We start from the raw sequence: 25,152 nt of genomic DNA, 5'->3' as shown, positions 1-25,152 counted from the left end.
TTTAAACTTAGAATTTAAAAGCAACTCCTAAAACAAAATTTCTTCCCAGATTGGGTATTCCCGAAGTAGCTAAACGAGACAAATGAGGAATGTAAGTCTTATTCAATAAGTTATTCCCATTCAGGTTTAGGTCAAAAGCAGTTTTACCAAGCTTTACTTTACCTCCAAAACCCATATTCAACAACGTATAACCATCTGAAGAAATATCAAAGCCACTTACTTTGTCCTGACTGAAAGTGGTCGAAACATTTAAAGTAGCAAAAGCATCCTCAAGCCATTTCCCAATTACAAAATCGGTTTTTAGGGTGTTGTCCCAATTGTTAGCGGGAATTTGAGGCAAATAACCTCCATTCTGTAACTTTCCAGTAACGGTTTCAAAACTAGTTTCAAAATGCAGCCAATCCAAAGGATGCGGATGAATATGCAACGCAACTTCTCCTCCATACAAATTGGCATTATTTTGAATATAATCATAGACCTTAAATCCTTCAATTTCTGCTCCAGATGGTGACGAATAAATGTAATCGTTAATATGATTGTAAAAACCACTCACACTAAACTCAAAATGGGTGCTTTTATATTCCAAATCTAAATCGGTTTGTAGGTTTTGCTCCGTTTTTAAATTAGGATTCCCTACTTCATAACGAAAAGTTCCCTCGTGAACACCATTCGAAGATAGCTCAGCTAAATTCGGTGCCCTGAAACCTGTTGCTGCATTCAATCGGAAAGATAGATCTTTGGCAAAATTAGTCTTATATCCCAATGAGGCATTAAAGCTGTCATAGTTTTTATCAAGTGCTTCAAAATATCCTTCTGCGCCAACAACTCCGTGTTCTTCGGAAACTAAGTGTCTATAATCAAAGCGAAGTCCTCCTTGCAATGAATTAACTCCCCAATTGTAAATCCCAGTTCCAAAAACACCAAAATCATTTGTCGTCGCATTTGGAATTAAAAATTCATCGGCTAGATTTTTATTTTCTTGTGACATTCCTTGAATACCAAAAATGGTTTCTACTTTACCAAGCTTCGGCAAATAGTATTTCACATTATAATCAAATGTGTTTAAAATCATATGCAAAACAGCAACATTACTATCTTCATACTCACTTCGGTCATTCTTGATATAACCCAGATTCACATCCAATTTTGAATCGCTAAAAAACAGCGTGTTATTCAAAGAGAGTAAATTATTGAAAACACCTTGTTTAGGATAGGCAGTTTTCTTGGTTGTAGTTTGGTCTGCAATTCCATCTTCGGGAATTCCAACATCCAGATTGTTATAGTTATATCTCAAAACACTCGAAAACTTGGCATTGCTATACCCTATTCCTGCTTTGAAATCCATTTCTTGAAAACGAGTGTTAGTCACACGATTACCATCCGGAATTTTATAATCGGATTGGGTATTATAAGCACCGCGTATCAAATATTTCCAATTATCGGTAGAGGTTTTCAAGCCCAAAGTTGTGCTGGCTCCAAGAGTATTCGAAAACAATCTTTGTCCAAAATCCCCTTGAAAAGTATTAGCCAAAGCAAATTTTTCGGGATTAAAAAACAAAACCCCTCCCAATGCATCAGAACCATAAAGCAAAGATGCTGGGCCTTTTATAACCTCAACATTTTCTACCCCGGAATCGTTCAATCCCAAGCCGTGTTCGTCTCCAAACTGTTGATTTTCTAATCGAACGCCTTGTGTATACACCAAAACTCGGTTTCCACTCAATCCTCGAATTACTGGTTTCCCGATTGACGTTCCTGTAGAAACTTGTGAAACTCCAGGAATCGTGGCCAAGCCTTCAATCAAAGTAGCACTCCCCTTTTCTTGCATTGATTTGACACTTTCTCGGTCTACTTTCATTACATTTTGTGATTGCAATTTGGAGAAAGGAGTTGACACAATAACCTCATCCATCTGAAAAGCCAATTCGTCCATAACGACATCAAGCGTTGGGGCATTTTGAACTTTTTCAATCTTTTTATCTTGGGTTGCAAATCCTACGTATGAAAACACAAGGGTTAAATCTCCACTTGGGAGTTCAGTTAAAGTATATATACCGTTTTGATCAGTTTTCGTTGATTTATGCAATTCGGATGCCTCAACTAGAATACCTGCCAAAGGATTGTTTTTGGAGTCTGTTACCTTTCCGCTTATGGAGTTTTGTGCTTGTAAAAAAGTGGTAAGCCCTAAAAATAGAGCTAAAATATATTGTTTCATATCATTTGAATAATTGTATTTCCAATCAATTCCCTTTGAAAAGTAAAGTGGGATTGGAACTGTTTTTTATGGGTAACAGAACTGTTTTCGAGTTCTATTATTCAATAATTAGTTATGTTTTATATATCCTGCAAGGCCTTTTTCGAGACCTCCTAGGTCTTTTGTTGTCAGCATTCATACCTACAAGGTTGAAAAAAACCTTGCAGGAAATACAACGCTAGGCTATACTTCCAAAAATGAACTATTGCTGGCTTTTTAGCCCTGATGGAAGCGGCATCCTTTTATTACCCTGTCAGGGTTTTGAACCCTGACAGGGTAATAAAAGATATAGCGGACAGCAGGAACGATGTTTACTGATAAAGCCTATTCTTTCGCTCCTTGATAAATTTATCTGTGGATTATTGCGAAGTGAGGGATAAACAAGGTTGTTTATATAAAATTTGGGGGACCACGATGGGAATACAAACTACCCGAAAACGAAAAAACGTTTTGTGTAGTTGCAGAGAAATAAGGTATTTTCCAATTCCCAGCGAAGAATGCATAGGAATAATTTATTGGTGTTACAAAACTGCTAAATCCGAATTGACAAACATAACAATGGTCAAAACTGTGATGCTGGTGAGTAAACTCCGAACTGGAATTATAGGTATGATGGCAGGATTTTTCAGAAAATTTTTCCTTTAAATGGCCGATACTGTCGACCGATTGAAACAGTATTGAGAACAATACCGCAACAACCAAAGAAAAATTTAATATGAGCTGTTTCCTTTTCATCAGCGCAAAGGTAACAAAACAAAAAAACTACAACCGATTAAAGTTGTAGTTTTCTTATGTATTAAATATCTGAAATGAATTAAACCAATTTTGCAGCGATTAGATATTCTGCAATTTGGATAGTGTTTGTTGCTGCTCCCTTTCTCAAGTTATCGGCAACAATCCACATATTCAAAGTATTTGCTTGGCTTTCGTCACGACGAATACGTCCAACGAATACATCATTTTTACCTTCAGCATATTTTGGCATTGGATAAGTAAAAGTATCCAAATTGTCTTGAACCGTTACACCATCTGTTTGGCTCAAAAGAGTTCTTACATCGTTTACATCAAAATCATTGCTGAATTCAACATTCACAGCTTCACTGTGTCCACCAACAACTGGCACACGAACAGCAGTAGCCGTCACTTTGATTGAATCATCGCTTAAGATTTTCTTGGTTTCTTTAACCAATTTCATCTCTTCTTTTGTGTATCCGTTATCTTCAAAAACATCACATTGAGGAATACAGTTACGGTTGATTTCGTATTTGTAAACCATATCACCTTTTACTCCAGCAACCTCGTTTTCGAATTGTTGAACTGCTTTTACACCAGTTCCTGTAATGGATTGGTAAGTAGAAACGATTACACGTTTTACGTTGTATTTTTTATGCAATGGAGCCAAAGCCAATACCATTTGAATAGTCGAACAGTTTGGGTTTGCAATGATTTTATCTTCTTTTGTCAATTGATTTGCATTGATTTCCGGAACAATTAATTTTTTGGTCGGATCCATTCTCCAAGCTGATGAATTGTCAATAACTGTAGTTCCTGCAGCAGCAAATTTCGGAGCCCATTCTAATGATGTTCCTCCACCAGCAGAAAATAATGCAATATCCGCTTTCATATCAACGGCTGTTTGCATTCCTACTACCTTGTATTTTTTTCCTTGAAATTCAATTTCTTTTCCAACTGATTTCTCAGAAGCAACTGGAATTAATTCGGTTACAGGAAAATTTCTTTCTGCCAATACTTTCAACATTATTTCGCCAACCATTCCGGTAGCTCCTACAACTGCTATTCTCATCGTAACTATATTATTATATGTGTATATTTTATTTTTGAAGTACAAAAGTATGTAATATTCAAAACATAACAAGCGCATTCACAAAAATTAACAAATTGTTATAAATTGAACAAAATAGAAAAACCACCCATTTATAGAGTGGTTTAGTTAGAATATATAGTGTAGAGCGGTATTTTTTTGAGTTACTGAGATTCTGAGAATCTAAGTGTCTAAGATTTGAATTAACAGTATTTTTTTAAACTTAGAATCTTAGCCACTTAGAGTCTATTTTTTTAGCAAATCTCTAATTTGAGTAAGCAATTCTTCCTGTGTTGGTCCTGCAGGTGGAGCTTCAACTGGAACTTCTTGTTTTTTGGTTTTTTCATAGGCTTTAAGTACCATAAAAATACAAAAACCAATGATTACAAAATCAAAAACAGTCTGAATAAAAGCACCGTAATTAATAGCAACTTCTGCAATTGCCGGAGCTTTTTCCGCACCATTTTCCATAACAGCAGGAACACCGTCCTGAAGAACAACTTTTAGGTTTTTAAAATCTACCTTTCCTAATAGTAGTCCAATTGGTGGCATCAAAACGTCATTTGTAAAAGAGGTGACAATTTTTCCAAAAGCGCCCCCAACGATTACGGCTGTTGCCAAATTCACTATTTCGCCTTTCATCAAAAAAGCTTTGAAATCACTAATAAATCCCATAATGTATTGATTTTGGTTAGTTTATAATGTAACGAATATAATTATTTTTGGGAAATAAATTACTATTATTCTCTATAAAAAACACGTTTTACCCGTTGAGAAATACTTGTAAGGATTTCATAAGGGATTGTTTTCAATTGTTCCGCCATATAAGATACTGTTGGGCTTTCTCCAAAAATCACTACGGCATCTCCTTCTTTACACTCAATCTCGGTCACATCAACCATTAACATATCCATACAAACGCTTCCTAAAATACTTGCTTTTTTGTTCTTAATCGTAACAAATCCAATTCCATTCCCCCAACTTCTGGCAATTCCATCAGCATAACCAATAGGAATTGTGGCAATTTTCGATTCTCTGCTTGCCACAAATCGTCTGCCATAGCCAACACTTTCTCCTGATTGAATTGTTCTGATTTGGGAAATAATAGATTTTAAAGTCCCTACATTTTCAAGATATTTTTGTTCTTCTGAATCATTGGAAACACCATAAAGACCAATCCCTAAACGAACCATATCGTATTGTGCCTGTGGAAAATTACTAATGCCTGAAGTATTTAAAATATGACGAATGGGAGTAATCTCCAATTCGCTCATTAATTTTGAAGATAATTTCTCGAATAAATTAATTTGATACTGTACAAAATCTTTATGTTGCAAATCATCACTTGTGGCCAAATGTGATAAAATACTCTGCACTTTGACTGTTGAGTTTCCTTTCAGAGTGGCTATTAAATCATCAATTGTATTCGCCTCAAAACCTAAACGATGCATTCCGGTATCCATTTTAATATGAATAGGAAAATCTTTTAATTTCTTTTGTTCGGCAATTTTCAAGAACGCATTCAGTCCTTTCAAACTATAAATTTCAGGTTCTAATTGGTGCTGAATTATAGCTGGGAAACTGGTGTTTTCTGGATTCAAAACCATAATGGGTAATTTTATACCCGCTGTTTTTAACGAGATTCCCTCATCGGCGAAAGCCACTCCCAAATAATCTACTTTGTGGTGTTCCAGTAATTTCGCAATTTCAAATCCTCCGCTTCCATAACCAAACGCTTTGACCATCGCCATCATTTTGGTGGTGGTCTTTAATTTTGATTTGAAGAAATTAAAATTATGACTAATCGAATTCAGATTGATTTCAAGAACTGTTTCGTGTGTTTTCTCTGCAAATGCCGCCACGATTTCTTCGAACCGAAAAGATCTCGCACCTTTAATCAGTATGGTTTCATTTTCAAAATTCAATTGATCCAAATGCAATAAAAACTCGTTGGTGTCCTTAAAAAAAATAGCATTCGGAAGTTTTGTTTCCAATGTTGAAATCGTTTCGCCTATTCCAATAAAACGGCTGATATCATTAGAAATAATCAACTCTGCTACTTTAGAATATAATACTTCATTGGATAATCCGCTTTGAAAAATATCCGAAAGCACTACCGTTTTTTTCTGATGTTGTTTTTGACTTTCGAGAAAATCCAACGCTATTTTTAAAGATTGAAAATCGGAACTATAACTGTCATCGATAAGACTACAATTATTGATTCCTTTTTTTACTTTCAAACGCATTTCTATTGGATACAATAATTCGATTCGGCTTTGAATGGTTTTGGCATCGTATTCCAAATGCAATAAGACCGATAAACAAGTAATAACATTTTCGACCGAAGCATCATCTACAAAAGGAATTTTCAAGGTTAAAACATTCTCTTTATAGGTATATTCAATATCTGTATGTTCGTGTGTGTGTTCTTTTTTGGAAACAAAAACAGTCGCAGTTGAATCTGTAAAAGACCAAGAAATAGTTTTAGTTTTTGGAAGAATAAATTTCTCTACGTTAATATTTTTTTGAAAAATCACTACTTCCGAATCTTTGAAAAGTAGCATTTTTTCTTTGACTTTTTCTTCAAGATTTTTAAAACCTTCATCGTGGGCAGAACCGATATTCGTTAAGATTCCAATTGTTGGATGAATGATTTTCTCTAGTTTCTCCATTTCTGAAACGGTCGAAATTCCAGCTTCAAAAATGCCTAGATTGTGTTTCTCATTAATAGCAAGTACCGACAAAGGAACGCCAACTTGAGAGTTATAACTTTTAGGACTTCGGATAATATTATAGTCAGGACTCAACAGAAAATTGAGCCATTCTTTTACGATTGTTTTGCCGTTGCTTCCTGTCACTCCAATAATTGGAAACGAAAAAAGGCTTCGGTAATGGGCAGCGATTTGTTGTAAAGCTTCTAAAGTATTTTTAACAACCAAAAAATTGGCTTTTGATTCAAGACCATTGGGAATGTGCGTTACCACAAAATTGCGAACGCCTTTACCAATTAAATCTTTTAGGTATATGTGAGCGTCGTGATTGGATCCTACTAATGCAAAAAAAAGTGTTTTTTCATTGTTTTGCAAAGAACGACTGTCAATAGAAATGTTATCAATAGATTCTCCTGTCGGATTTCCATTCCATTTCGAATTTAGGACAGTTTCAATATTTACAATATTTAAATTCAATCTTAGTCTTTATTATTGGGTTTATGACTCTCGCTGTTTTTGTCATCTTTCCTCATCGCGTGATAATAGGCAGCGCGACTCAATGGTTCATATTCCTCAGTTTCACCAAGCATTACGAGTTTATCATTATCCGTCTTTCGAAAACTATAATTGGCTAGATTTCCTGTTCGTGTACACACCGCATGCACTTTGGTAACGTACTCGGCTGTGGCCATAAGCGCAGGCATAGGACCAAAAGGATTACCCTTGAAATCCATATCCAAACCAGCTACAATTACACGAATCCCCTGATTAGCAAGATCGTTGCAAATCGTTACAATTTCGTCATCAAAAAACTGTGCTTCATCAATCCCAACCACATCACAGCCTAATGCCAAAATAGCAATATTGGCCGCTGCAGGAACGGGCGTGGAGCGAATTTCATTACTGTCGTGTGACACCACCATTTCCTCATGATATCTAGTATCAATTGCGGGTTTGAAAATCTCTACTTTTTGTTTGGCAAATTGTGCTCTTTTGAGCCTGCGAATAAGTTCTTCGGTTTTGCCCGAAAACATAGAACCGCAAATGACTTCAATCCACCCAAACTGCTCTTTATGATTTACTGTGTTTTCGAGAAACATTTTGTATTTTTCTAGCTTAAAAAATGAATAGTTTTTATTACTTTGTAACGGTAATAAATTGCATGGGTAAACTCAATTTTACCTCGTTTCAAAAGTAGATAATTTTTATCAAATCGGAAATTTGAAAGGTCTTATTTAGATAATAAATAACAAAAAAAAAATTCATCCCTCGCCAGCTATTACAAACAAAGAACAATTTTATATAAAGCCATATTCATTATAATTTCAGAAGCCATGAAAAAAAAATTGGAAGCCGACTTAATCAGCATTGCTCATAGAATTTTACAACTTAAAAATAAATCTGACATCAATCAGCTTTTTTTGGAAACACAAAAATTATATGAAAAATTAGCAGTTTTACGATTTGTGGAAGAGCATTTTGGAGAGTCAAAGCCTACCATTGGCCAAGCTGAAGTTGTCGAAAAAATGAAAGAATTTTTCGAAAATATTGCAGTTCCCGAATTTCAAACAAAATCTCCAAGTATCAAAACCGCTTTAGAGGAAAATCCTATAGTTGAAATTATTGAGAACAAAACTATCAGCCCTATTGAAGCCGAAGAAAAAAAGGAAGAAGAGAATAAAATTGAATTGGAAGAAGTCATTGCAGCAAGCGAAGAAGTTCCTGCTTCAATTATTGCTGAACCTTTGGCTGTAGAAGAAGAAACAGAAGAAGATACTTTAATTGAGAAGCCAATGTTTGTTTTGGAAGAAACAGAAATTGAACCAATTGCCGCATCAATTGTTGAGCCAATAGAAACTGCAAAACCAGAATCAACTAAGAAAAAGGGAATAGTCCAAATATCTTTTGATGATTTACTTGGTGGTAAATATTCTGACCCTGATTTTGTAAAAGTATCTCCTTCTGATAAAAAACAAGAATCTGATTCTACTCAACCAACTCCTTCTTTTGATTTTCAAAAAGAATCCATTTCAGATGCTCCACAAACGATAATAGAAAAAGCAGAACCTAAAACTATTACCCTAAATGACAAATTAGCAAAAGAAATCAATATTGGATTGAACGATCGAATTGCTTTTGTTAAACATCTTTTTGGTGGAAACAATGAGGATTACAATCGTGTAGTGAATCAACTCATCACATTTGATACTTTTGTAGAAACCAAAACTTTTATTGACGAAATGGTAAAACCAGATTACAATAATTGGGAAGGAAAAGAAGATTACGAACATCGTTTTATGGAAATCATAGAGAAAAAATTCTTATCATTTTAATCCGTTCTTAACCAATTTATTATATCGCATTTCAAACCCAAATTTACCTTAAAATGAGCATCAAACCACTTATTTATTTCTTATGCTGTTTTAGTTTAATAATCTCAAGTTGTTCTAATTCAAATGAAGATGAATCTAAAAACATAAACACCGATCCAGATTGCAAACAAATAGTTAACATACCTGACACCAATTTTAAAGCAAAACTGTTATCATCAAAAAATGACATTAACTCTATAGCCACAAATTTACAAGGTTTTCAATTTAAAATTGATACAAATGATGACGGGATTATTCAAGTTTGTGAAGCCGAAAATGTTAGTGCTTTAGATCTTCAAAGTGCAAATATTACGAATTTAGAAGGTTTACAATCATTTCCTAATCTTAAAAGATTATACTGTGGCTATAACAGTATTGGTAGCCTAGATGTTTCTAGTTTTAAAAAATTAGAAATTTTATATTGCCATTCTAATAAAATTACAAATTTAAACGTACAAGGTTTAAACAATCTGCAAGAACTTTTATGCTATGGCAATCAATTAACATCTCTAAATTTGAAATCATTACCAAAATTAGAAATAGTAAGATTTGAGAGTAATAAAATTAGCGACTTAAACATTGAGAATTCTGATAAAATAAAATATATAACTGGTGACAATAATTTATTAACCACACTATCAGTAAAACATTTAGCTAATTTGGAATATTTAAGTGTGAATTATAATTCATTAACTTCATTAGACATTAGCGACTTAAAAATCATTTATGATTTACAATGTAGTTCAAATAAAATAACGAAATTAAAAACTTCCAATTGTACAAACCTAGGATGGTTAGATTGCAATCATAATGCTATAACAGAATTAATAATTGATAATTGTACAAAAATGAATTCTCTTGATTGCAATGGAAACCAATTATCATCATTGAATTTAAAGGGATTAAAAGAACTAAACAATATTGACTGTTCTTTTAACCAATTAAAAACTTTAGATGCGCGTGATTGCCCCCTATTAACGAATTTAAATTGCTATTCAAATAAATTAGAATACTTGATTGTTAAAACTATTGGTACTGGTAATGGCTCAACGATTAGTTATTCATTTTATTTAAATCCAAATTTAAATTCAATTTGTTGTAACCCAACTGAACTTGAATATGTTAAAAATTTAATTAATACATATGGATATAATTGTCAAGTAACCACAAATTGTTTTTAATTTAAAAAAAATGTCAAAATTATATATAGTCCCTACTCCTATTGGCAACCTCGAAGACATGACTTTTCGAGCCATTAGGATTCTTAAAGAAGTAGATTTAATCCTTGCCGAGGACACTAGAACGAGCGGTAAATTGCTCAAGCATTTTGAGATTGGCACACATATGCACAGCCATCATATGCATAACGAACACAAAACAATCGAGAATTTGATTTCGAGATTGAAAGCAGGCGAAACCATTGCATTAATTTCTGATGCAGGAACACCAGCAATTTCAGACCCCGGATTTTTGCTAACCCGTGCCTGTATCGAAAACGGAATTGCAGTAGAATGTTTGCCTGGAGCAACGGCTTTTGTTCCTGCTCTTGTCAATAGCGGATTACCCAATGACAAATTCGTTTTTGAAGGTTTCCTTCCGGAAAAAAAAGGAAGACAAACCCGCTATATGGAACTTGCCGAGGAAACTCGCACGATGATTCTGTATGTTTCCCCTCATAAATTGGTCAAAACTTTAGCCGAATTCATTACCTATTTTAGCGAAGACCGCACTATTTGTGTTTGCAGGGAATTATCAAAACTACACGAAGAAAATGTTCGGGGAACTGCTCGCGAAGTACTGACGCATTTTGAAAAAACTGCCCCTCGCGGTGAAATTGTCGTAGTAGTTGCAGGAAAAACTATTGTAAAAGAAGCCAAGAAAAACAAATTTCAAAAAGACGAAGAATAAATACACAAATATGAGCATTAATACATTTTTAGACAAACTAAAACAAACTCCAACAGCCATAACATTTGCAGAAACAATCGCAACAATAGAAGAAAACTACACTTTTACGCCAACCACGTTTAAAAACGGAGAGCAATATAATGCCGCAGGAGAAAACTCAGGATCTTGCAAATTATTTGCTTTCGCGCTATTGCAAAAATTATCCGTTGCAGAAACATTGGCTTGTTTTGGAGCTTATTATTTTGAAGAAACTTTGGGAGACCCAAATGGAACCAATCACCAAAACATTCGCAACTTTATGAAAACAGGTTGGGACGGAATACAATTTGAAGGAGAAGCATTGCTTTTGAAATAGTTTTATTTCATTAAATACAAAAAATTAGTACCCTAATACTGCCATAAAAAATGCGTTGGACACTTAAGCCAAAACCTGCTGAAGAAAAAATAAAGCACCTAACCCAAGCTTTAAATGTAGAAGAATTTGTCGCCGCTTTATTAATTCAAAGAGGAATTGAAACTTTTGAACAGGCAAAACTTTTTTTCCGACCAAGTTTAGACGATTTACATGATCCTTACCTAATGAAGGACATGGACAAAGCCGTGGACCGCATCGAAAAAGCCATCTCAAATCAAGAAAACATACTTGTTTTCGGGGATTATGATGTCGATGGAACCACTGCAGTATCTCTTGTTTCTTCGTATCTGAAGAGCTACTACCCCAATATTGCCACTTATATTCCGGATCGTTATAACGAAGGTTACGGAGTCTCCTATGCAGGAATTGATTTTGCCGATGACAACGGATTTTCACTCATCATTGCACTGGATTGTGGCATTAAATCCATAGATCATGTCGCTTACGCAAAAGAACGAAACATTGATTTCATCATTTGTGATCATCACAGGCCAGGAGCAATTTTACCTGAAGCTATTGCTGTTCTTGACCCAAAGCGAGAAGACTGTGACTATCCTTATGACGAATTGTGTGGTTGTGGCGTAGGTTTCAAACTCATTCAGGCTTTAGGTGCCAACAGAAACCAAACCATTGAAGACTTGGTATTATATCTTGATTTGGTAGCCATCGCAATTGCTGCCGATATTGTGCCAATGACTGGCGAAAACCGTGTACTTGCTTATTTCGGATTACAGGTAATTAATGCGGAACCAAGACCAGGAATTAAAGCATTAATACATCAAATAAAAAAGAAAACACTCGACATTACTGATGTTGTATTTATAATTGCACCTCGAATCAATGCCGCAGGCCGAATCAAACACGGCAATCATGCCGTCGAATTATTGACTGAATTTGATTTTGAACAAGCGCAACAATTTGCTTCCGAAATTGAACAATACAATACTGATCGAAAAGATTTGGACAAACAAATCACCAAAGAAGCGCTACAGCAAATTGCCCAAAACCAGGAAGAGAAAAATTTTACTTCGGTGGTTTTTCAAGAAGATTGGCACAAAGGAGTTATCGGAATTGTTGCTTCCCGATTGATCGAAACCTATTATCGTCCCACATTGGTTTTTACAAAAAGTGGTGATAAATATGCCGCTTCTGCACGATCGGTAAAAGGATTTGATGTGTACAATGCCCTCGAGGCCTGTTCTGAACATTTGGAACAATTTGGAGGACATATGTATGCTGCGGGAATGACTCTAAAAGAAGAAAATTATCAAACCTTCAAAAATGCATTTGAAAAAACAGTTCAAGAAACTATTCATCCCGATCAGTTAACTCCCGAAATATCCATTGATGCCGAAATTAATTTTGAAGACATTTCACCAAAATTAATTCGGATTCTTAAACAATTTGAGCCTTTTGGACCATTAAATATGACCCCTGTTTTTTTAACCAAAAAAATAAAAGACACTGGTTATGCCAAAACTCTAGGTTCTGAAGATGAGCACTTAAAGTTATTTGTAAAAAAAAATAACTCCGAAGGCCTTACCGCTATTGGCTTTGGACTAGGGAATAAAAAAGAGTTAACCTCTAATCAAAAAGAATTTGATGCCGTATATTGCATCGATGAAAATGAATGGAATGACAAAGTGAGCATTCAATTACGATTAAAAGACATAAAATAATTCAAGATTAAAATGAAAAAAAACGATCCATACGCAGCCCTGAGATTTAAAGAATTCAACACCTTTTTGCTTATTCGTTTTGCCATGGTTTTTGCCTGGTCTATGCAATTTATCGTCATCGAATGGGAAGTTTATAGAATCACGAAAAGTGCACTTTCGCTTGGTATTATCGGTTTAATGGAAATCATTCCAGCCATAGCTGTGTCATTATTCGCAGGACATTTTGTAGATCAAAATGAAAAAAAAAGTCTTTTATCCAAATGCATTTTAGGGTTCTCAGTAATTAGTTTAGGATTGTTTTTAATCACTTGGCCAAAGGTAAATACTGGTTTGCCTACAACTACTATACTATATACTATCTATGGTCTAGTTTTCTTTGGGGGAATTGTCCGTTCGTTTTTAGGGCCAACCGTTTTCTCTCTTTTGGCATTAATTGTTCCTAAAAAAGCATATTCAAACGCAGCTACTTGGAGTAGTTCCGTATGGCAAGTGGGTTCTGTTGTGGGGCCAGCTGTAGCAGGTTTTTCTATTCATTTAATTGGAGTTCACTGGTCAATGTGTTTGGTTCTTGCCTGCTCTCTTTTTGCCTTAATAATACTAACTCAAATTGAAAAAAAGCCTATTTTGAATCCAAAAATTGGCGAACCTGTTATGGAGAGTTTAAAGGAAGGAGTCAAATTTGTTTATAACAACAAATCTATTTTAAGTGCTTTGACCCTTGACATGGCAGCCGTTTTGTTTGGAGGAGCGGTAGCATTACTACCCATTTTTGCTTTAGATATTTTAAAAGTAGGACCTCAAGGATTTGGATTTCTAAGAGCAGCGCCAGCAGTTGGTGCTATTTTAACCATGTTTTTTACAGCCTACGTTCCTGTGAATAAAAATGCCGGAATGAAATTATTGACCGCCATCTTCCTATTTGGTGTTTGCATCATCATATTTGGTCTTTCTACAAGTTTTTGGATTTCGCTTTTAGCTCTATTTTTCAGTGGAGTTGTTGATGGAATCTCCATGGTTATCAGACAAACCATTTTACAGCTTAAAACTCCTGATCACATGCGCGGTCGTGTAGCCTCTGTAAATTCAATATTTGTAGGTTCTTCAAACGAGTTGGGTGCTTTTGAAAGCGGACTAACCGCAAAACTAATGGGAACTGTTACTGCTGTTGTATTTGGCGGAAGTATGACACTTCTTATTGTCGTTTTCACAGGATTAGTGTCTCCTGAATTTAGAAAATTAGATTTGCAAAAAGATATGGATGATCATGAAAAACATGAATAATTATTTTCTTTCTAATTTATTCAAATAAAAAGTACATTTACTGCAATGGGAAAAACAAAAATACTTTTTACAATTGCAGCTCTGGTAACTTTTTTGACGAGTTGCACCAACAAATCAGACGAATATATTGATCCTCGCGGAACCGATTATGCTGGGTCCGAAAGTTGTATTCAATGTCATAAAACGCAGTACGAATCAGCTTTTCACAGTTCGCATTCCAAAGCGACAGCGCCTGCTATTCCAGAGAATGTTTTGGGTGATTTCAGCAAAGGGAACCCTGTTTTTATTTATGATAAAAACACCAAATTAGTAGTAGAGGAACGCAATGACAGCCTTTATCAGGTTCTATACAAAAATGGTAAAGAATTGGAAACCCATCGATTTGAAATTGTTTTTGGAACCAAGCATGCACAAACTTCTGTTTATTGGCGCAATAATAATACTTACGAATTACCACTTTCTTATTACACATCAGTACATAGTTGGGCAACAAGCCCTGGTTTTCCGTCTGACAAGCCTTATTTTGATCGAAAAGTAGTCAAAGATTGTTATGCATGCCACAGCTCTAACATAAGTAGTCGAACTGTAGATCAAAGTTCCAGAGAAAACAGCTTTCTTACTATGGACACTGAAGATGTCATCAATAAAAAAACAATCGTTTATGGAATTGACTGTGAACGTTGTCATGGTCCAGCAAAAGAACACGCCGAGTTTCATCTCAAAAATCCAAATGTAAAAGTGGCCAATAGTATTGTTAGCTACCAATCTCTTAGCCGACAGCAAAAATTAGATGCTTGTGCTCTTTGCCATGCTGGAAATGACGGTATCAAAATAAAATCGCGTTTCAAATTTAAACCAGGAGATAATCTTACGGATTATATGAGAAGTATGAGCGATCCTAATAGCACCACTGAATTTGATGTGCACGGAAATCAATATCGATTATTGGCGCAAAGCAAATGTTTTATCAAAAGCGAAAAAATGGATTGTATTACCTGTCATAATCCACATGAAAATGCATCTCAAAATCTAGCTTCTTATTCTAAAATTTGTATGTCTTGCCATCAAGAGATTAAACATAGTGCGGCTACTCTTAAAACAATGCCAGCCTCATTATTGGCTAATAATTGTGTGGAATGTCACATGACAAAAAAATCATCGAATGCCATTCGTTTTCAGCTTTCGAATAATGCAGAAATGTCTAATTATATTTTAAGAACACATAAAATTGCAATCTATCCAAAGACGGAAAACAAATAATTTAGCTGTTACTTTTGGACAATATTCCAAACACTTATTTTAGCTCTGGTTTCAAAACCTAATTTTTCATATAGCTTAATTGCTCCAACATTGGACTCTGCAACATGTAAAAATGGTGTTTTGTTTTTTGCAAAGATAGCATTTGCAGTATGAGTAACTAATTGCTTTGCATATCCTTTGCCAGTATGTTCCGGATGAGTAATTACAGCGCTTACTTCGGTGAATTCATCCATTTGCATTCGTTCCCCAGTTACAGCGACAAGTTGATTGTTTTTGTAAATGCCATAATAATTTCCCAATGAAGAAGTTTTCTTTTTAAAATACTCGGGATACACAATTTTGACCAATCCCAATAAATCTTCTAAGTGTTCCTCCTCTAATTTCACAATCTGATCCTCGATTTCTCCTTCAATTTTATTATGAATAATCATTTGTAAACAAATTAATTCATTGTTTAATTTTAGGCTGTGTGGCACATTTGGTTTCTGCCCAATAATAAAAAAATTACTGGCTAGTTTAGCGTATTCAGAAATAAACTGCTCCATATTATCAAGAGCAATAAAACCTCCAAAAGGACAATAGTCGGGATGATAAAATTTTATAGTTCCAAAATCAATTCCAAAATTTTTATGCGTTTCGGACACTGAATACCAAACGGGATTGTCTAATTTATGATTACCAGTTGCCATCTTAATTTTATTTATGAAATACAGAAAGTGAGTTGTATTAATTGCAGAATTTATTCAAACTTTTTAACCTCGAATTTTTCTCCATCAAAAACCCCGTAGGTGAAATAGGTGATCCAATCGCCAAGATTTACATATTCTGAATTTTCACCAACAGTCTTAATCATGGGCAAATGACGGTGACCAAAAACAAAATAATTATAATGTTTGGTTTCCAGTTTTCGTTTGGCATAAAGAATAAGCCATTCATTTTCCTCTCCTAAAAACTTAACGTCTTCAGAACCTGAGATAAGTTTGTTTTTTACGGAAAGATATTGCGCCAATTTCACTCCGATATCTGGATGAAGCCATCTGAAAAGCCACTTTGAAAACGGATTGGTAAATACTTTTTTCATACGTTTATAACCTAAATCACCTGGTCCTTTTCCGTCGCCATGACCAATCAAAAAGGTTTTGTCTCCAAAAGTAAATTCTCTGTTATCGTGATAAACGGGAATATTCAACTCGGTTTCAAAATAATCGGCCATCCATAAATCATGGTTTCCCACAAAGAAATAAATTGGAACACCGCTATCTCGAATTTCGGCCAACTTACCTAAAATACGAACAAAGCCTTTTGGGACAACAGTTTTATATTCGAACCAAAAATCAAATAAATCACCCAAAAGAAATATGGCTTCGGCATCGTCTTTTACTTCGTTTAACCAAGCGACAAACTTTTGCTCTCTTGGAAAACTCAGTTCTGGAGTTGGCGCACCAAAATGCTGATCGGAGGCAAAATAGATTTTTTTATTATTGGATAATTGCATGAACTACGTATAAATTATTGATTGTCGCTTGCAAACCATTCGGCAAATGAAGACTCTGTTTCCTGCAATTTCAAAGAGAAAAGTTGAATGTTTTGAGGCAACCTACGGATGATTCTTTGGGAAAAATCGACTACCATATTCTCACTGGTTGGCTGATAATCTACTAAAATTACGTGATGACCACGGTTTTTTAATTCGTTTGCCAACTCGATATGTGGAGTCGTTTCGTTGAAAACGGTAGCGTGATCAAATTGATCGACAATCTCTTCTTTTACAATTTTTTTTAAATCCGAAAAATCAATGACCATACCAAACTTCACATTGTTCCGATCCGTAATTGGCTTCCCAATAACGGTAACCGATAACTTATAACTATGACCATGCACATTTTTACATTTCCCGTCATATCCGTATAAAGCATGACCGGTTTCAAAATTAAATTGTTTGGTAATTCTAATATTGCTCATTGAAGATCTATTTTGGTTGCAAATTTAATGAATAAGTATGAGAAATGGTCTTTTAAAATGGGATTCCCTCGTTAGCAATTACTAGCCCTGATATTCAAATTGCTTTCGCAATTACCTTTTATAAGGTGATTTTTCTTCACCTTATAAAAAGATACAAGCGGATAGCAGGAAATAGCTCCTAATAATTCGTGAAATATTTCGATTACAGTAAATATAATTGTTATTTTGTAGAATCAAATTTTAGTTCATTATGTTCAAAAAACATTTTAAATATATTCCTTTTTTAGTTCTACTTTTTTTTATTAGTTGTGCCAAAAGAGGTGCCATTACTGGTGGTGCGAAAGACACCATTGCTCCAACATTAAAATATAGTTTCCCTGAAAATTATTCGGTTAAATTTCAAGGCAATAAAATCAAACTTACTTTTGACGAAAATATCAAGCTTAAAAACCTAAACAAGCAATTGATTATTTCGCCTCCAATGAAGAATGAACCGTTGATTACTCCAACGACTGCAACAAAAGTATTGACCATCACCATAAATGACACACTACAACCCAACACGACATATAGCCTAAATTTTGGGCAAAGTATTGCCGATAATAACGAAGGAAATCCATTTAACCAATTTAAATATGTGTTTTCTACGGGAGATTATATCGATTCCTTGGCTCTTGGCGGAAGGGTAAAAGATGCTTATGACAAAGAGGTTGCCTCATTTGTTTCAATTATGCTTTATGAAGCAAATGAAAAATTTAATGATTCTACCGTTTATAAAGAGAATCCTAGATATATTACCAATACTTTGGATAGCTTGAAAACATTCCGATTGGAGAATTTAAAAGCGGGGAAATACTTTTTGGTTGCTATGAAAGATAATAATAGCAATAATAAGTTCAATCCAAAATCAGACCGAATTGGGTTTAACAAACAAATTGTAACGATTCCCAATGACACTGTTTTTGAATTGGAATTATTTAAGGAAGTATTACCTTTCAAGGCCCTTAAACCAAGCCAAGCTTCTGGAAATAGATTAATTGTAGGTTATGAAGGAAACCCGAATAGCAATGGTGAAATAGCCAAAATCACTTTGAAAAACAATGGTGAAATTGTACCTTCAATAGTTACAAAAATAGAAAAAAAGGATTCTTTACAAGTCTGGTACAAACCTTTGAAAGTGGATTCCCTTTCGCTAAATATCGCAAAAGACAAGTACCAAAAAGACTTTACTTTTAAAATCAAAAAACAAAAAAATGATACTTTGAGTATTAAGGCCGTTCAAAGTGGAAATTTGAATTTTAGAGATCGATTTACTTTGGAATCCAGTACTCCTTTGGTGAATTTTGACAAATCAAAAATGAAACTTGTTAACAAAGATTCGACTGACGTTGCATTTACAACTGCATACGATGAATACACTCAACAATTATATGTCGATTTTAAAATAGAAGAAGCCCAGAAATACACTTTGAAATTGATGCCTGGCGCTGTTACCGATTTTTTTGAAAAAACAAATGATACTTTATCATTTAAAACGAGTACACGAAATCTAGCAGATTATGGAAATATTTTAATGAATTTAAAAAATGTAAAACGTTTTCCGATTATAATTGAATTGACAAATGAAAAAGGAGATATAGTCAAAGCCAGCGAATATACCGATAATAAAACAAGAATTGAATTCAATTCACTAGAGCCAGAAACATACACGGTTAGAGTAATTTATGATGACAATAAAAACAAGGTATGGGATACTGGAAATTATCTTGAAAAACGACAAGCTGAAGAAGTAATCTACTCTTCTAAGGAAATAAATCTTCACGCTAATTTTGATTGGGAAGAGACTTTTGACTTAAGTCTTCCTTATGTCCCAGAACCTAAGAAGAAAATCCCAAAGGAGAAAGAAAAAGGAAAAAAAAGTAGCTCATTTTAGCGAAAAAGAATCTTGATCACTTAAAAAACTAAACTTTTTTCTGACTAAGAGCAACTCGGCTTTATTTAATTCGACAATAAAAACACCTTTTGTCTCTATTGGCTCCATAATGTAATCTCCCAAGAAATTAACTACTTGGGAATGTCCATTATAGTGAAAATTGTTATCATCTTTCCCAATCCTATTGACTCCAATGGTATAACTCATGTTCTCTATGGCACGTGCCTTTAATAAAGCATCCCAAGCTTTTATCCTTATTTCTGGCCAATTGGCAACATAAATCAGCAAATCGTATTCCTCTACATTTCTAGAAAAAACAGGGAAACGCAAATCATAACAAATCAACGGACAAATTTTCCATCCTTTATATTCAACAATTAATTTTTTGCTACCAGATGTATAGACTTGGTCTTCTCCTGCCAAAGTAAACAAATGCCTTTTGTCGTAAAACTGAATTTCGCCTGAAGGGAAAACAAAAACCAATCGGTTGTAGAAATTATCTTTTTCAATAATAACAAGACTTCCTGTAATGGCTGCATTTTTGGCTTTCGCCAAATCTTTTAGCCAAGTAATCGTTTCGCCTTGCATCGTTTCGGCAACATCATTGGGCTGCATGGTAAATCCCGAAGTAAACATTTCGGGAAGCACAATTAAATCAACACTTTCGGAAATTGCATTGATTTTTTCTCCGAGTTTTTTTCTGTTTTTTTCTGGGTTTTCCCAAAACAATGAGGATTGTATAAGTGCGAGTTTCATTTTGAATACTTTGCTGTTACACAAAGATACGCAAAGATAAAAAGAGATTCACAAAGGTTTATATAAACAAAAACAACGCATCCCAATGAAGGGATGCGTTGTTTAAACTTTCCAATTTTCTGATGTTGACTTTAAACTTTATTATTAGTAATAATAATAGTTCATCGTCGTTATATTAGAAGGACTTGTACTCCCCACATAATAATATTTTTCTACAGCTTTTACAAGATTATTATTTTTATCATAAGTATTTTCAAATACAATAGTTGCCGTGAGCTCATCATTATAAGAATCATATACATTTACTTTTTTTCTATTATTTACAGAATATTGATTCCCTAAAGCGTATCTAAATGCATCTGGTTTTATTCCAGATAGATAATTATTTCCATTGTCATATTCAATTTTATAATATTCATCTGAGAAACCAGTGCCAGGCGCTTCATAACGAACTAAATTTCCATTAGAATATTCAAAAAATTCTTCATTATCCACATCTGTGACATCAGAACAATCTGCTGTTTCAGAATTGGTAATTTGAATATAATGCTGTATTGAAGTTAGTTCCGCTCCTGAATACGAAAAACTAATTCTATCCATTGAATTCGTTAAAACATCCGACTCAGTTTCATTTCTTTTAATGCAAATGTTGGTAACTAATCCGTTAGTGTACTCGAGCGAATTCATTTGCTCTATAAAATCAGAAGGACTTGATATGTAGTATTCTCTTAAATTCCAACTAATCATTTTATTAGAAGAGTCATAATTAAAACTTGTTTGATACGATTTCAAAACATCTTTAATAGTTAACTTAGATATATCTCCTAAACTGTTATATTCATAATCACTTGTTTTTATTACCACATCGTTTTGAATTTCTTCAACTTTTTTTATTCTGCCTGTAGATGGTGATGTGTTTTGTGAATCATCTGTTGCTGAATCATTAGAACAACTTATTAAAAATGAAGTAACCAACAATATTAGGAATTTGTTTTTCATATAAAGGAAATTGATTTTTATAGACAATATTATCTTTTTAAAAATTTTGTAAATTATTATGTACAAATATGAAGATTATCCTTTTCAAATACAAATAAAATATTAAGATTTTTTGTACTTTACAAAAAAAAACGCCCCAATAAATTGAGACGTTTTTGATATTAAAAAATATTTGAAGTACTATTTCAAACTTGCAGATAGATATTCTCTATTCATACGAGCAATGTTTTCCAAAGAAATTCCTTTTGGGCATTCGATTTCACAAGCTCCAGTGTTAGTACAGTTACCAAAACCTTCTTCGTCCATTTGACGTACCATGTTCAATACACGATCTGTAGCTTCAACACGTCCTTGTGGCAACAAAGCATATTGAGATACTTTTGCTCCAACAAATAACATAGCTGAACCATTTTTACAAGTTGCTACACAAGCACCACAACCAATACAAGCCGCAGCTTCAAATGCTTTATCCGCATCTTGTTTGTTAATTGGAGTTGCATTAGCATCGATAGTGTTTCCAGAAGTATTTACTGAAACGAAACCACCAGCTTGTTGAATTCTATCAAAAGAAGTTCTATCTACAATCAAATCCTTAATTACAGGAAAAGCTGCAGAACGCCAAGGTTCGATAACAATCGTATCCCCGTCGTTGAACATTCTCATGTGTAATTGACAAGTAGTGATTCCAGTATCTGGTCCGTGTGCACGTCCATTGATATACAAAGAACACATTCCGCAAATTCCTTCACGACAGTCGTGGTCAAATGCAATTGGCTCTTTTCTTTCGTTTACTAATTGTTCATTCAATTGGTCTAACATTTCCAAAAATGAACTAGCCGTAGAGACATCGTTCAATTTGTATGTTTCCATTTTTCCTTTTTCTTTGGAGTTTTTTTGACGCCAAATTTGAAGGCTTATATTGATATTTTTTGCTGCGCTCATAATTTTTTTATTTGTAATTTCTTGCGGCTATTTTAATAAACTCGTATTTCAATTCCTCTTTGTGAAGTTCCGATTTTGTAACATCGTATCCTTTGTTTTCCCAAGCTCCCACAAACGAGAAGTTTTCGTCATCACGAAGCGTTTCTCCTTCAGAATCCTGATACTCTTCACGGAAGTGACCACCACAAGATTCTTTACGTTGCAAAGCATCCATAGCCATCAATTGTCCTAATTCGATGAAATCGGCAACACGAAGTGCTTTTTCTAATTCAGGATTCAATTCGTCTGAACTACCAGGAACATAAACTTCTTTATAGAATTCTTCTTTCAAAGTAGCAATTTCGGCAATGGCTTCAGTTAAACCTTTTTCATTACGACCCATTCCTACTTTATTCCACATAATATGACCTAAACGTTTGTGGAAATGATCCACAGTTTTAGATCCATTATTAGACAAGAATTTATTGATTTGCTCTTTTACATTATTTTCAGCAGCTACGAATTCTGGCAAATCAGTAGCGATTTTTCCAGTACGAATATCATCAGCCAAATAATTAGAAACGGTGTATGGCAATACAAAATATCCATCAGCCAAACCTTGCATCAAAGCCGAAGCTCCTAAACGGTTCGCTCCGTGGTCTGAGAAGTTAGCTTCTCCAGCAACGAAACAACCTGGAATAGTAGATTGTAAGTTATAATCAACCCAAACTCCACCCATTGTGTAGTGAACCGCAGGATAAATTTTCATTGGAGTTTCATAAGGATTCTCATCCGTAATTTTTTGGTACATAGTAAACAAGTTGCCATATTTTTCTTCCAACCATTTTTTCCCTAAAGTAAGGATTTCTTCTTGAGAAGGATTATGATTTCCTTTGGCGAAAGCCGTTTGTTTTCCTTTAGATTGAATCTCTGTGGCGAAATCCAAATAAACTCCTTCATTGGTATCATTTGCTTCAATTCCGCGACCTTCGTCACAAACTTCTTTTCCTGCTCTTGAAGCAACATCACGAGGAACTAAATTTCCAAATGCTGGATATTTTCTTTCTAAGTAGTAATCTCTATCTTCTTCAGCAATTTGAACTGGTTTTAATTTACCAGCACGAATAGCTTCTGAATCTTCTTTTTTCTTTGGAACCCAAATACGTCCAGAGTTTCTTAACGACTCAGACATCAATGTCAATTTAGATTGATTAGTTCCGTGAACTGGAATACAAGTTGGGTGAATTTGTACGTAACAAGGATTTGCGAACAAAGCTCCTTGTTTGTGAATTTTCCAACCAGCAGTTACGTTCGATCCCATTGCATTTGTAGAAAGGAAATAAACGTTTCCGTATCCTCCTGTTGCAATAATTACAGCGTGAGCAGAATGTCTTTCCAATTCTCCAGTAATCAAGTTACGGGCAATGATTCCACGAGCTTTTCCATCAACCTTTACCAATTCCAACATTTCGTGACGGTTGTACATATCGATTTTTCCTAAACCGATTTGTCTTGATAAAGAAGAATAAGCTCCTAATAATAATTGTTGTCCAGTTTGTCCAGCAGCGTAAAAAGTACGTTGTACTTGTGTACCACCAAAAGAACGGTTATCCAACATTCCTCCGTAATCACGTGCAAAAGGAACTCCCTGAGCCACACATTGGTCGATGATGTTTCCAGAAACTTCAGCTAAACGGTGAACGTTTGCTTCACGTGCTCTGTAATCCCCTCCTTTAATTGTGTCATAAAACAAACGGAAAGTACTATCCCCGTCATTTTGATAATTTTTTGCAGCGTTGATACCTCCTTGTGCAGCGATTGAGTGCGCACGACGTGGAGAATCTTGATAACAAAATGCTTTTACATTATAACCCATTTCGGCAAAAGATGCTGCTGCCGAAGCTCCAGCCAATCCTGTCCCTACTACAATAATATCTATTTTTGGTCGGTTGTTTGGTGCAACTAACTTTAAGTGATCTTTATAATCAGTCCATTTTTGTGAAATGTGACCTTCTGGTATTTTAGAATCTAGTTTCATTATAGATTGATATTAATTATTAAAATGATGAAATAGCGCAATGAAAATAAATCCAAAAGGAACTATTATTGCAAAAGCATAACATATTTTATGCAATGACTTTCCAATTTTATTATCGAATCCAACTGATTGCAAAGAAGAAGTGAAACCATGCCAAAGGTGTAACGCCAATAACACGAAAGCAACACAATACAATCCTGTACGAACCGGGCTTTCAAATTTAGCCACCAATTCAGGATAATATCTTGCTTCATCAATTGAATTTGCTTCTACATATTTATAAACTATTTCGTGAAACCAGAAATCATACATATGTAATCCTAAAAAGGCCAACACAACCAAACCAGAAATAATCATATTTCTAGAAGCCCATGAAGCATTTGCAGCACCATCGTATTTTACATATGCAACAGGTCTTGCACTTTTGTTTTTCAGCTCCAAAACGAATCCCATAACGAAGTGAAAAACCACACCAGCAACCAAAACAGGCTGCATTACATATTGTATTAATGGGTTGTAGCCCATAAAATGTGACATCGCATTAAATGAATCTTTACTAAAAACGGAAACGAAATTAATAAAGAAGTGAAGCGATAGAAACGAAATCAAAAAAAGTCCTGAAAGCGCCATAGCTACTTTCTTAGCTATAGACGACTTCAATATTGTAGATTTTGCCATAATGATATAAATATTATATTTTTTTAAAAAGTCCCACAAATTTATGGTAATTAAGAAAGAATAACAACCAAATATGCAATTTTACTTCGCAATTTATAATGATTTTAAAGTACTTAAAAAATACGTATAAACTACGTATAAAAATACGTAGTTTTAAACCGCT

At 34.4% G+C, this 25,152-nt stretch carries 21 protein-coding genes; 8 read left to right on the top strand and 13 right to left on the bottom strand.

What is annotated here, in order from left to right; translation table 11 throughout:
• Nucleotides 1-7: 7 nt before the first annotated feature.
• From AC1DY0_RS02995 to AC1DY0_RS02975, 5 genes are all read right to left on the bottom strand, one after another.
• The gene (locus tag AC1DY0_RS02995) at nt 8-2,215 is read right to left on the bottom strand and encodes a TonB-dependent receptor (RefSeq protein ID WP_477187195.1); all 2,208 of its coding nucleotides are present in this window, start codon (nt 2,213-2,215) and stop codon (nt 8-10) included.
• An 853-nt stretch (nt 2,216-3,068) separates the two neighbouring features.
• Nucleotides 3,069-4,058, bottom strand: a complete 990-nt coding sequence (locus tag AC1DY0_RS02990) for an aspartate-semialdehyde dehydrogenase (RefSeq protein ID WP_477187194.1) — start codon at nt 4,056-4,058, stop codon at nt 3,069-3,071.
• Between the two features lie 264 nt (nt 4,059-4,322).
• A complete protein-coding gene (gene mscL, locus AC1DY0_RS02985; RefSeq protein ID WP_477187193.1) occupies nt 4,323-4,751 on the bottom strand; it encodes a large-conductance mechanosensitive channel protein MscL in 429 nt (142 codons plus the stop codon).
• 65 nt (nt 4,752-4,816) lie between these two features.
• Nucleotides 4,817-7,264 carry a bifunctional UDP-N-acetylmuramoyl-tripeptide:D-alanyl-D-alanine ligase/alanine racemase gene (locus AC1DY0_RS02980; protein ID WP_477187192.1) on the bottom strand — a complete coding sequence of 816 codons (2,448 nt, stop codon included), beginning with the start codon at nt 7,262-7,264 and terminating at the stop codon, nt 4,817-4,819.
• Between the two features lie 2 nt (nt 7,265-7,266).
• Entirely contained in the window at nt 7,267-7,887 is a 621-nt protein-coding gene (locus tag AC1DY0_RS02975; protein WP_477187191.1) for a thymidine kinase, read from the bottom strand.
• Nucleotides 7,888-8,121: 234 nt separating this feature from the next.
• On the opposite strand from AC1DY0_RS02975, the gene AC1DY0_RS02970 reads away from it, so the two are divergent.
• From AC1DY0_RS02970 to AC1DY0_RS02940, 7 genes are read left to right on the top strand one after another with little or no spacing between them, the layout of a single operon-like run.
• Nucleotides 8,122-9,120, top strand: a complete 999-nt coding sequence (locus AC1DY0_RS02970) for a hypothetical protein (RefSeq protein ID WP_477187190.1) — start codon at nt 8,122-8,124, stop codon at nt 9,118-9,120.
• 53 nt (nt 9,121-9,173) lie between these two features.
• Complete coding sequence (locus tag AC1DY0_RS02965) at nt 9,174-10,340, top strand: leucine-rich repeat domain-containing protein (protein WP_477187189.1); 1,167 nt, start codon at nt 9,174-9,176, stop codon at nt 10,338-10,340.
• A 10-nt stretch (nt 10,341-10,350) separates the two neighbouring features.
• Complete coding sequence (rsmI, locus tag AC1DY0_RS02960; RefSeq protein WP_477187188.1) at nt 10,351-11,067, top strand: 16S rRNA (cytidine(1402)-2'-O)-methyltransferase; 717 nt, start codon at nt 10,351-10,353, stop codon at nt 11,065-11,067.
• A 10-nt stretch (nt 11,068-11,077) separates the two neighbouring features.
• The gene (locus AC1DY0_RS02955) at nt 11,078-11,422 is read left to right on the top strand and encodes a HopJ type III effector protein (protein ID WP_477187187.1); all 345 of its coding nucleotides are present in this window, start codon (nt 11,078-11,080) and stop codon (nt 11,420-11,422) included.
• Between the two features lie 50 nt (nt 11,423-11,472).
• A complete protein-coding gene (gene recJ, locus AC1DY0_RS02950) occupies nt 11,473-13,161 on the top strand; it encodes a single-stranded-DNA-specific exonuclease RecJ (RefSeq protein WP_477187186.1) in 1,689 nt (562 codons plus the stop codon).
• A gap of 12 nt (nt 13,162-13,173) precedes the next feature.
• On the top strand, nt 13,174-14,442 hold the full coding sequence (locus AC1DY0_RS02945) for an MFS transporter (protein WP_477187185.1): 1,269 nt from the start codon (nt 13,174-13,176) through the stop codon (nt 14,440-14,442).
• Between the two features lie 45 nt (nt 14,443-14,487).
• Complete coding sequence (locus AC1DY0_RS02940) at nt 14,488-15,702, top strand: cytochrome c3 family protein (protein WP_477187184.1); 1,215 nt, start codon at nt 14,488-14,490, stop codon at nt 15,700-15,702.
• An 8-nt stretch (nt 15,703-15,710) separates the two neighbouring features.
• Here the strand turns inward: AC1DY0_RS02940 and AC1DY0_RS02935 are convergent, their stop codons facing one another.
• The 3 genes from AC1DY0_RS02935 to AC1DY0_RS02925 are packed head-to-tail and all read right to left on the bottom strand — an operon-like array spanning nt 15,711 to nt 17,664.
• Nucleotides 15,711-16,391, bottom strand: a complete 681-nt coding sequence (locus tag AC1DY0_RS02935) for a GNAT family N-acetyltransferase (RefSeq protein WP_477187183.1) — start codon at nt 16,389-16,391, stop codon at nt 15,711-15,713.
• A gap of 50 nt (nt 16,392-16,441) precedes the next feature.
• Complete coding sequence (locus tag AC1DY0_RS02930) at nt 16,442-17,197, bottom strand: UDP-2,3-diacylglucosamine diphosphatase (protein ID WP_477187182.1); 756 nt, start codon at nt 17,195-17,197, stop codon at nt 16,442-16,444.
• A gap of 14 nt (nt 17,198-17,211) precedes the next feature.
• Nucleotides 17,212-17,664, bottom strand: coding sequence for a 6-pyruvoyl trahydropterin synthase family protein (locus AC1DY0_RS02925; RefSeq protein WP_477187181.1), 453 nt, complete (start codon nt 17,662-17,664; stop codon nt 17,212-17,214).
• A 250-nt stretch (nt 17,665-17,914) separates the two neighbouring features.
• Between AC1DY0_RS02925 and AC1DY0_RS02920 the strand changes: the two genes are divergently transcribed.
• Nucleotides 17,915-19,597 carry an Ig-like domain-containing domain gene (locus AC1DY0_RS02920; RefSeq protein ID WP_477187180.1) on the top strand — a complete coding sequence of 561 codons (1,683 nt, stop codon included), beginning with the start codon at nt 17,915-17,917 and terminating at the stop codon, nt 19,595-19,597.
• On the opposite strand, the gene AC1DY0_RS02915 is transcribed toward AC1DY0_RS02920, so the two are convergent.
• The 5 genes from AC1DY0_RS02915 to AC1DY0_RS02895 form a co-directional block, all read right to left on the bottom strand.
• The gene (locus tag AC1DY0_RS02915; RefSeq protein WP_477187179.1) at nt 19,589-20,353 is read right to left on the bottom strand and encodes an amidohydrolase; all 765 of its coding nucleotides are present in this window, start codon (nt 20,351-20,353) and stop codon (nt 19,589-19,591) included. The genes AC1DY0_RS02920 and AC1DY0_RS02915 overlap by 9 nt on opposite strands.
• 144 nt (nt 20,354-20,497) lie before the next feature.
• A complete protein-coding gene (locus AC1DY0_RS02910) occupies nt 20,498-21,352 on the bottom strand; it encodes a hypothetical protein (RefSeq protein WP_477187178.1) in 855 nt (284 codons plus the stop codon).
• A 180-nt stretch (nt 21,353-21,532) separates the two neighbouring features.
• Nucleotides 21,533-22,294 (bottom strand): succinate dehydrogenase/fumarate reductase iron-sulfur subunit, encoded by a 762-nt coding sequence (locus tag AC1DY0_RS02905; RefSeq protein ID WP_477187177.1) that lies wholly within the window; start codon nt 22,292-22,294, stop codon nt 21,533-21,535.
• Between the two features lie 7 nt (nt 22,295-22,301).
• The gene (locus AC1DY0_RS02900) at nt 22,302-24,311 is read right to left on the bottom strand and encodes a fumarate reductase/succinate dehydrogenase flavoprotein subunit (RefSeq protein WP_477187176.1); all 2,010 of its coding nucleotides are present in this window, start codon (nt 24,309-24,311) and stop codon (nt 22,302-22,304) included.
• A gap of 12 nt (nt 24,312-24,323) precedes the next feature.
• A complete protein-coding gene (locus AC1DY0_RS02895; protein WP_477187175.1) occupies nt 24,324-24,989 on the bottom strand; it encodes a succinate dehydrogenase cytochrome b subunit in 666 nt (221 codons plus the stop codon).
• Between the last annotated feature and the right edge of the window lie 163 nt (nt 24,990-25,152).

The sequence above is a fragment of the Flavobacterium sp. P1_E4 genome (genome assembly GCF_056405915.1).
This window is presented reverse-complemented; position numbering and strand designations above follow the sequence as displayed.

Coding starts and splice junctions, on each gene's coding strand:
- AC1DY0_RS02995 (WP_477187195.1), bottom strand. CDS start 2,215: ATGAAACAATATATTTTAGCTCTATTTTTAGGGCTTACCACTTTTTTA.
- AC1DY0_RS02990 (WP_477187194.1), bottom strand. CDS start 4,058: ATGAGAATAGCAGTTGTAGGAGCTACCGGAATGGTTGGCGAAATAATG.
- mscL (WP_477187193.1), bottom strand. CDS start 4,751: ATGGGATTTATTAGTGATTTCAAAGCTTTTTTGATGAAAGGCGAAATA.
- AC1DY0_RS02975 (WP_477187191.1), bottom strand. CDS start 7,887: ATGTTTCTCGAAAACACAGTAAATCATAAAGAGCAGTTTGGGTGGATT.
- AC1DY0_RS02970 (WP_477187190.1), top strand. CDS start 8,122: ATGAAAAAAAAATTGGAAGCCGACTTAATCAGCATTGCTCATAGAATT.
- AC1DY0_RS02965 (WP_477187189.1), top strand. CDS start 9,174: ATGAGCATCAAACCACTTATTTATTTCTTATGCTGTTTTAGTTTAATA.
- rsmI (WP_477187188.1), top strand. CDS start 10,351: ATGTCAAAATTATATATAGTCCCTACTCCTATTGGCAACCTCGAAGAC.
- AC1DY0_RS02955 (WP_477187187.1), top strand. CDS start 11,078: ATGAGCATTAATACATTTTTAGACAAACTAAAACAAACTCCAACAGCC.
- recJ (WP_477187186.1), top strand. CDS start 11,473: ATGCGTTGGACACTTAAGCCAAAACCTGCTGAAGAAAAAATAAAGCAC.
- AC1DY0_RS02945 (WP_477187185.1), top strand. CDS start 13,174: ATGAAAAAAAACGATCCATACGCAGCCCTGAGATTTAAAGAATTCAAC.
- AC1DY0_RS02940 (WP_477187184.1), top strand. CDS start 14,488: ATGGGAAAAACAAAAATACTTTTTACAATTGCAGCTCTGGTAACTTTT.
- AC1DY0_RS02935 (WP_477187183.1), bottom strand. CDS start 16,391: ATGGCAACTGGTAATCATAAATTAGACAATCCCGTTTGGTATTCAGTG.
- AC1DY0_RS02930 (WP_477187182.1), bottom strand. CDS start 17,197: ATGCAATTATCCAATAATAAAAAAATCTATTTTGCCTCCGATCAGCAT.
- AC1DY0_RS02925 (WP_477187181.1), bottom strand. CDS start 17,664: ATGAGCAATATTAGAATTACCAAACAATTTAATTTTGAAACCGGTCAT.
- AC1DY0_RS02920 (WP_477187180.1), top strand. CDS start 17,915: ATGTTCAAAAAACATTTTAAATATATTCCTTTTTTAGTTCTACTTTTT.
- AC1DY0_RS02915 (WP_477187179.1), bottom strand. CDS start 20,353: ATGAAACTCGCACTTATACAATCCTCATTGTTTTGGGAAAACCCAGAA.
- AC1DY0_RS02910 (WP_477187178.1), bottom strand. CDS start 21,352: ATGAAAAACAAATTCCTAATATTGTTGGTTACTTCATTTTTAATAAGT.
- AC1DY0_RS02905 (WP_477187177.1), bottom strand. CDS start 22,294: ATGAGCGCAGCAAAAAATATCAATATAAGCCTTCAAATTTGGCGTCAA.
- AC1DY0_RS02900 (WP_477187176.1), bottom strand. CDS start 24,311: ATGAAACTAGATTCTAAAATACCAGAAGGTCACATTTCACAAAAATGG.
- AC1DY0_RS02895 (WP_477187175.1), bottom strand. CDS start 24,989: ATGGCAAAATCTACAATATTGAAGTCGTCTATAGCTAAGAAAGTAGCT.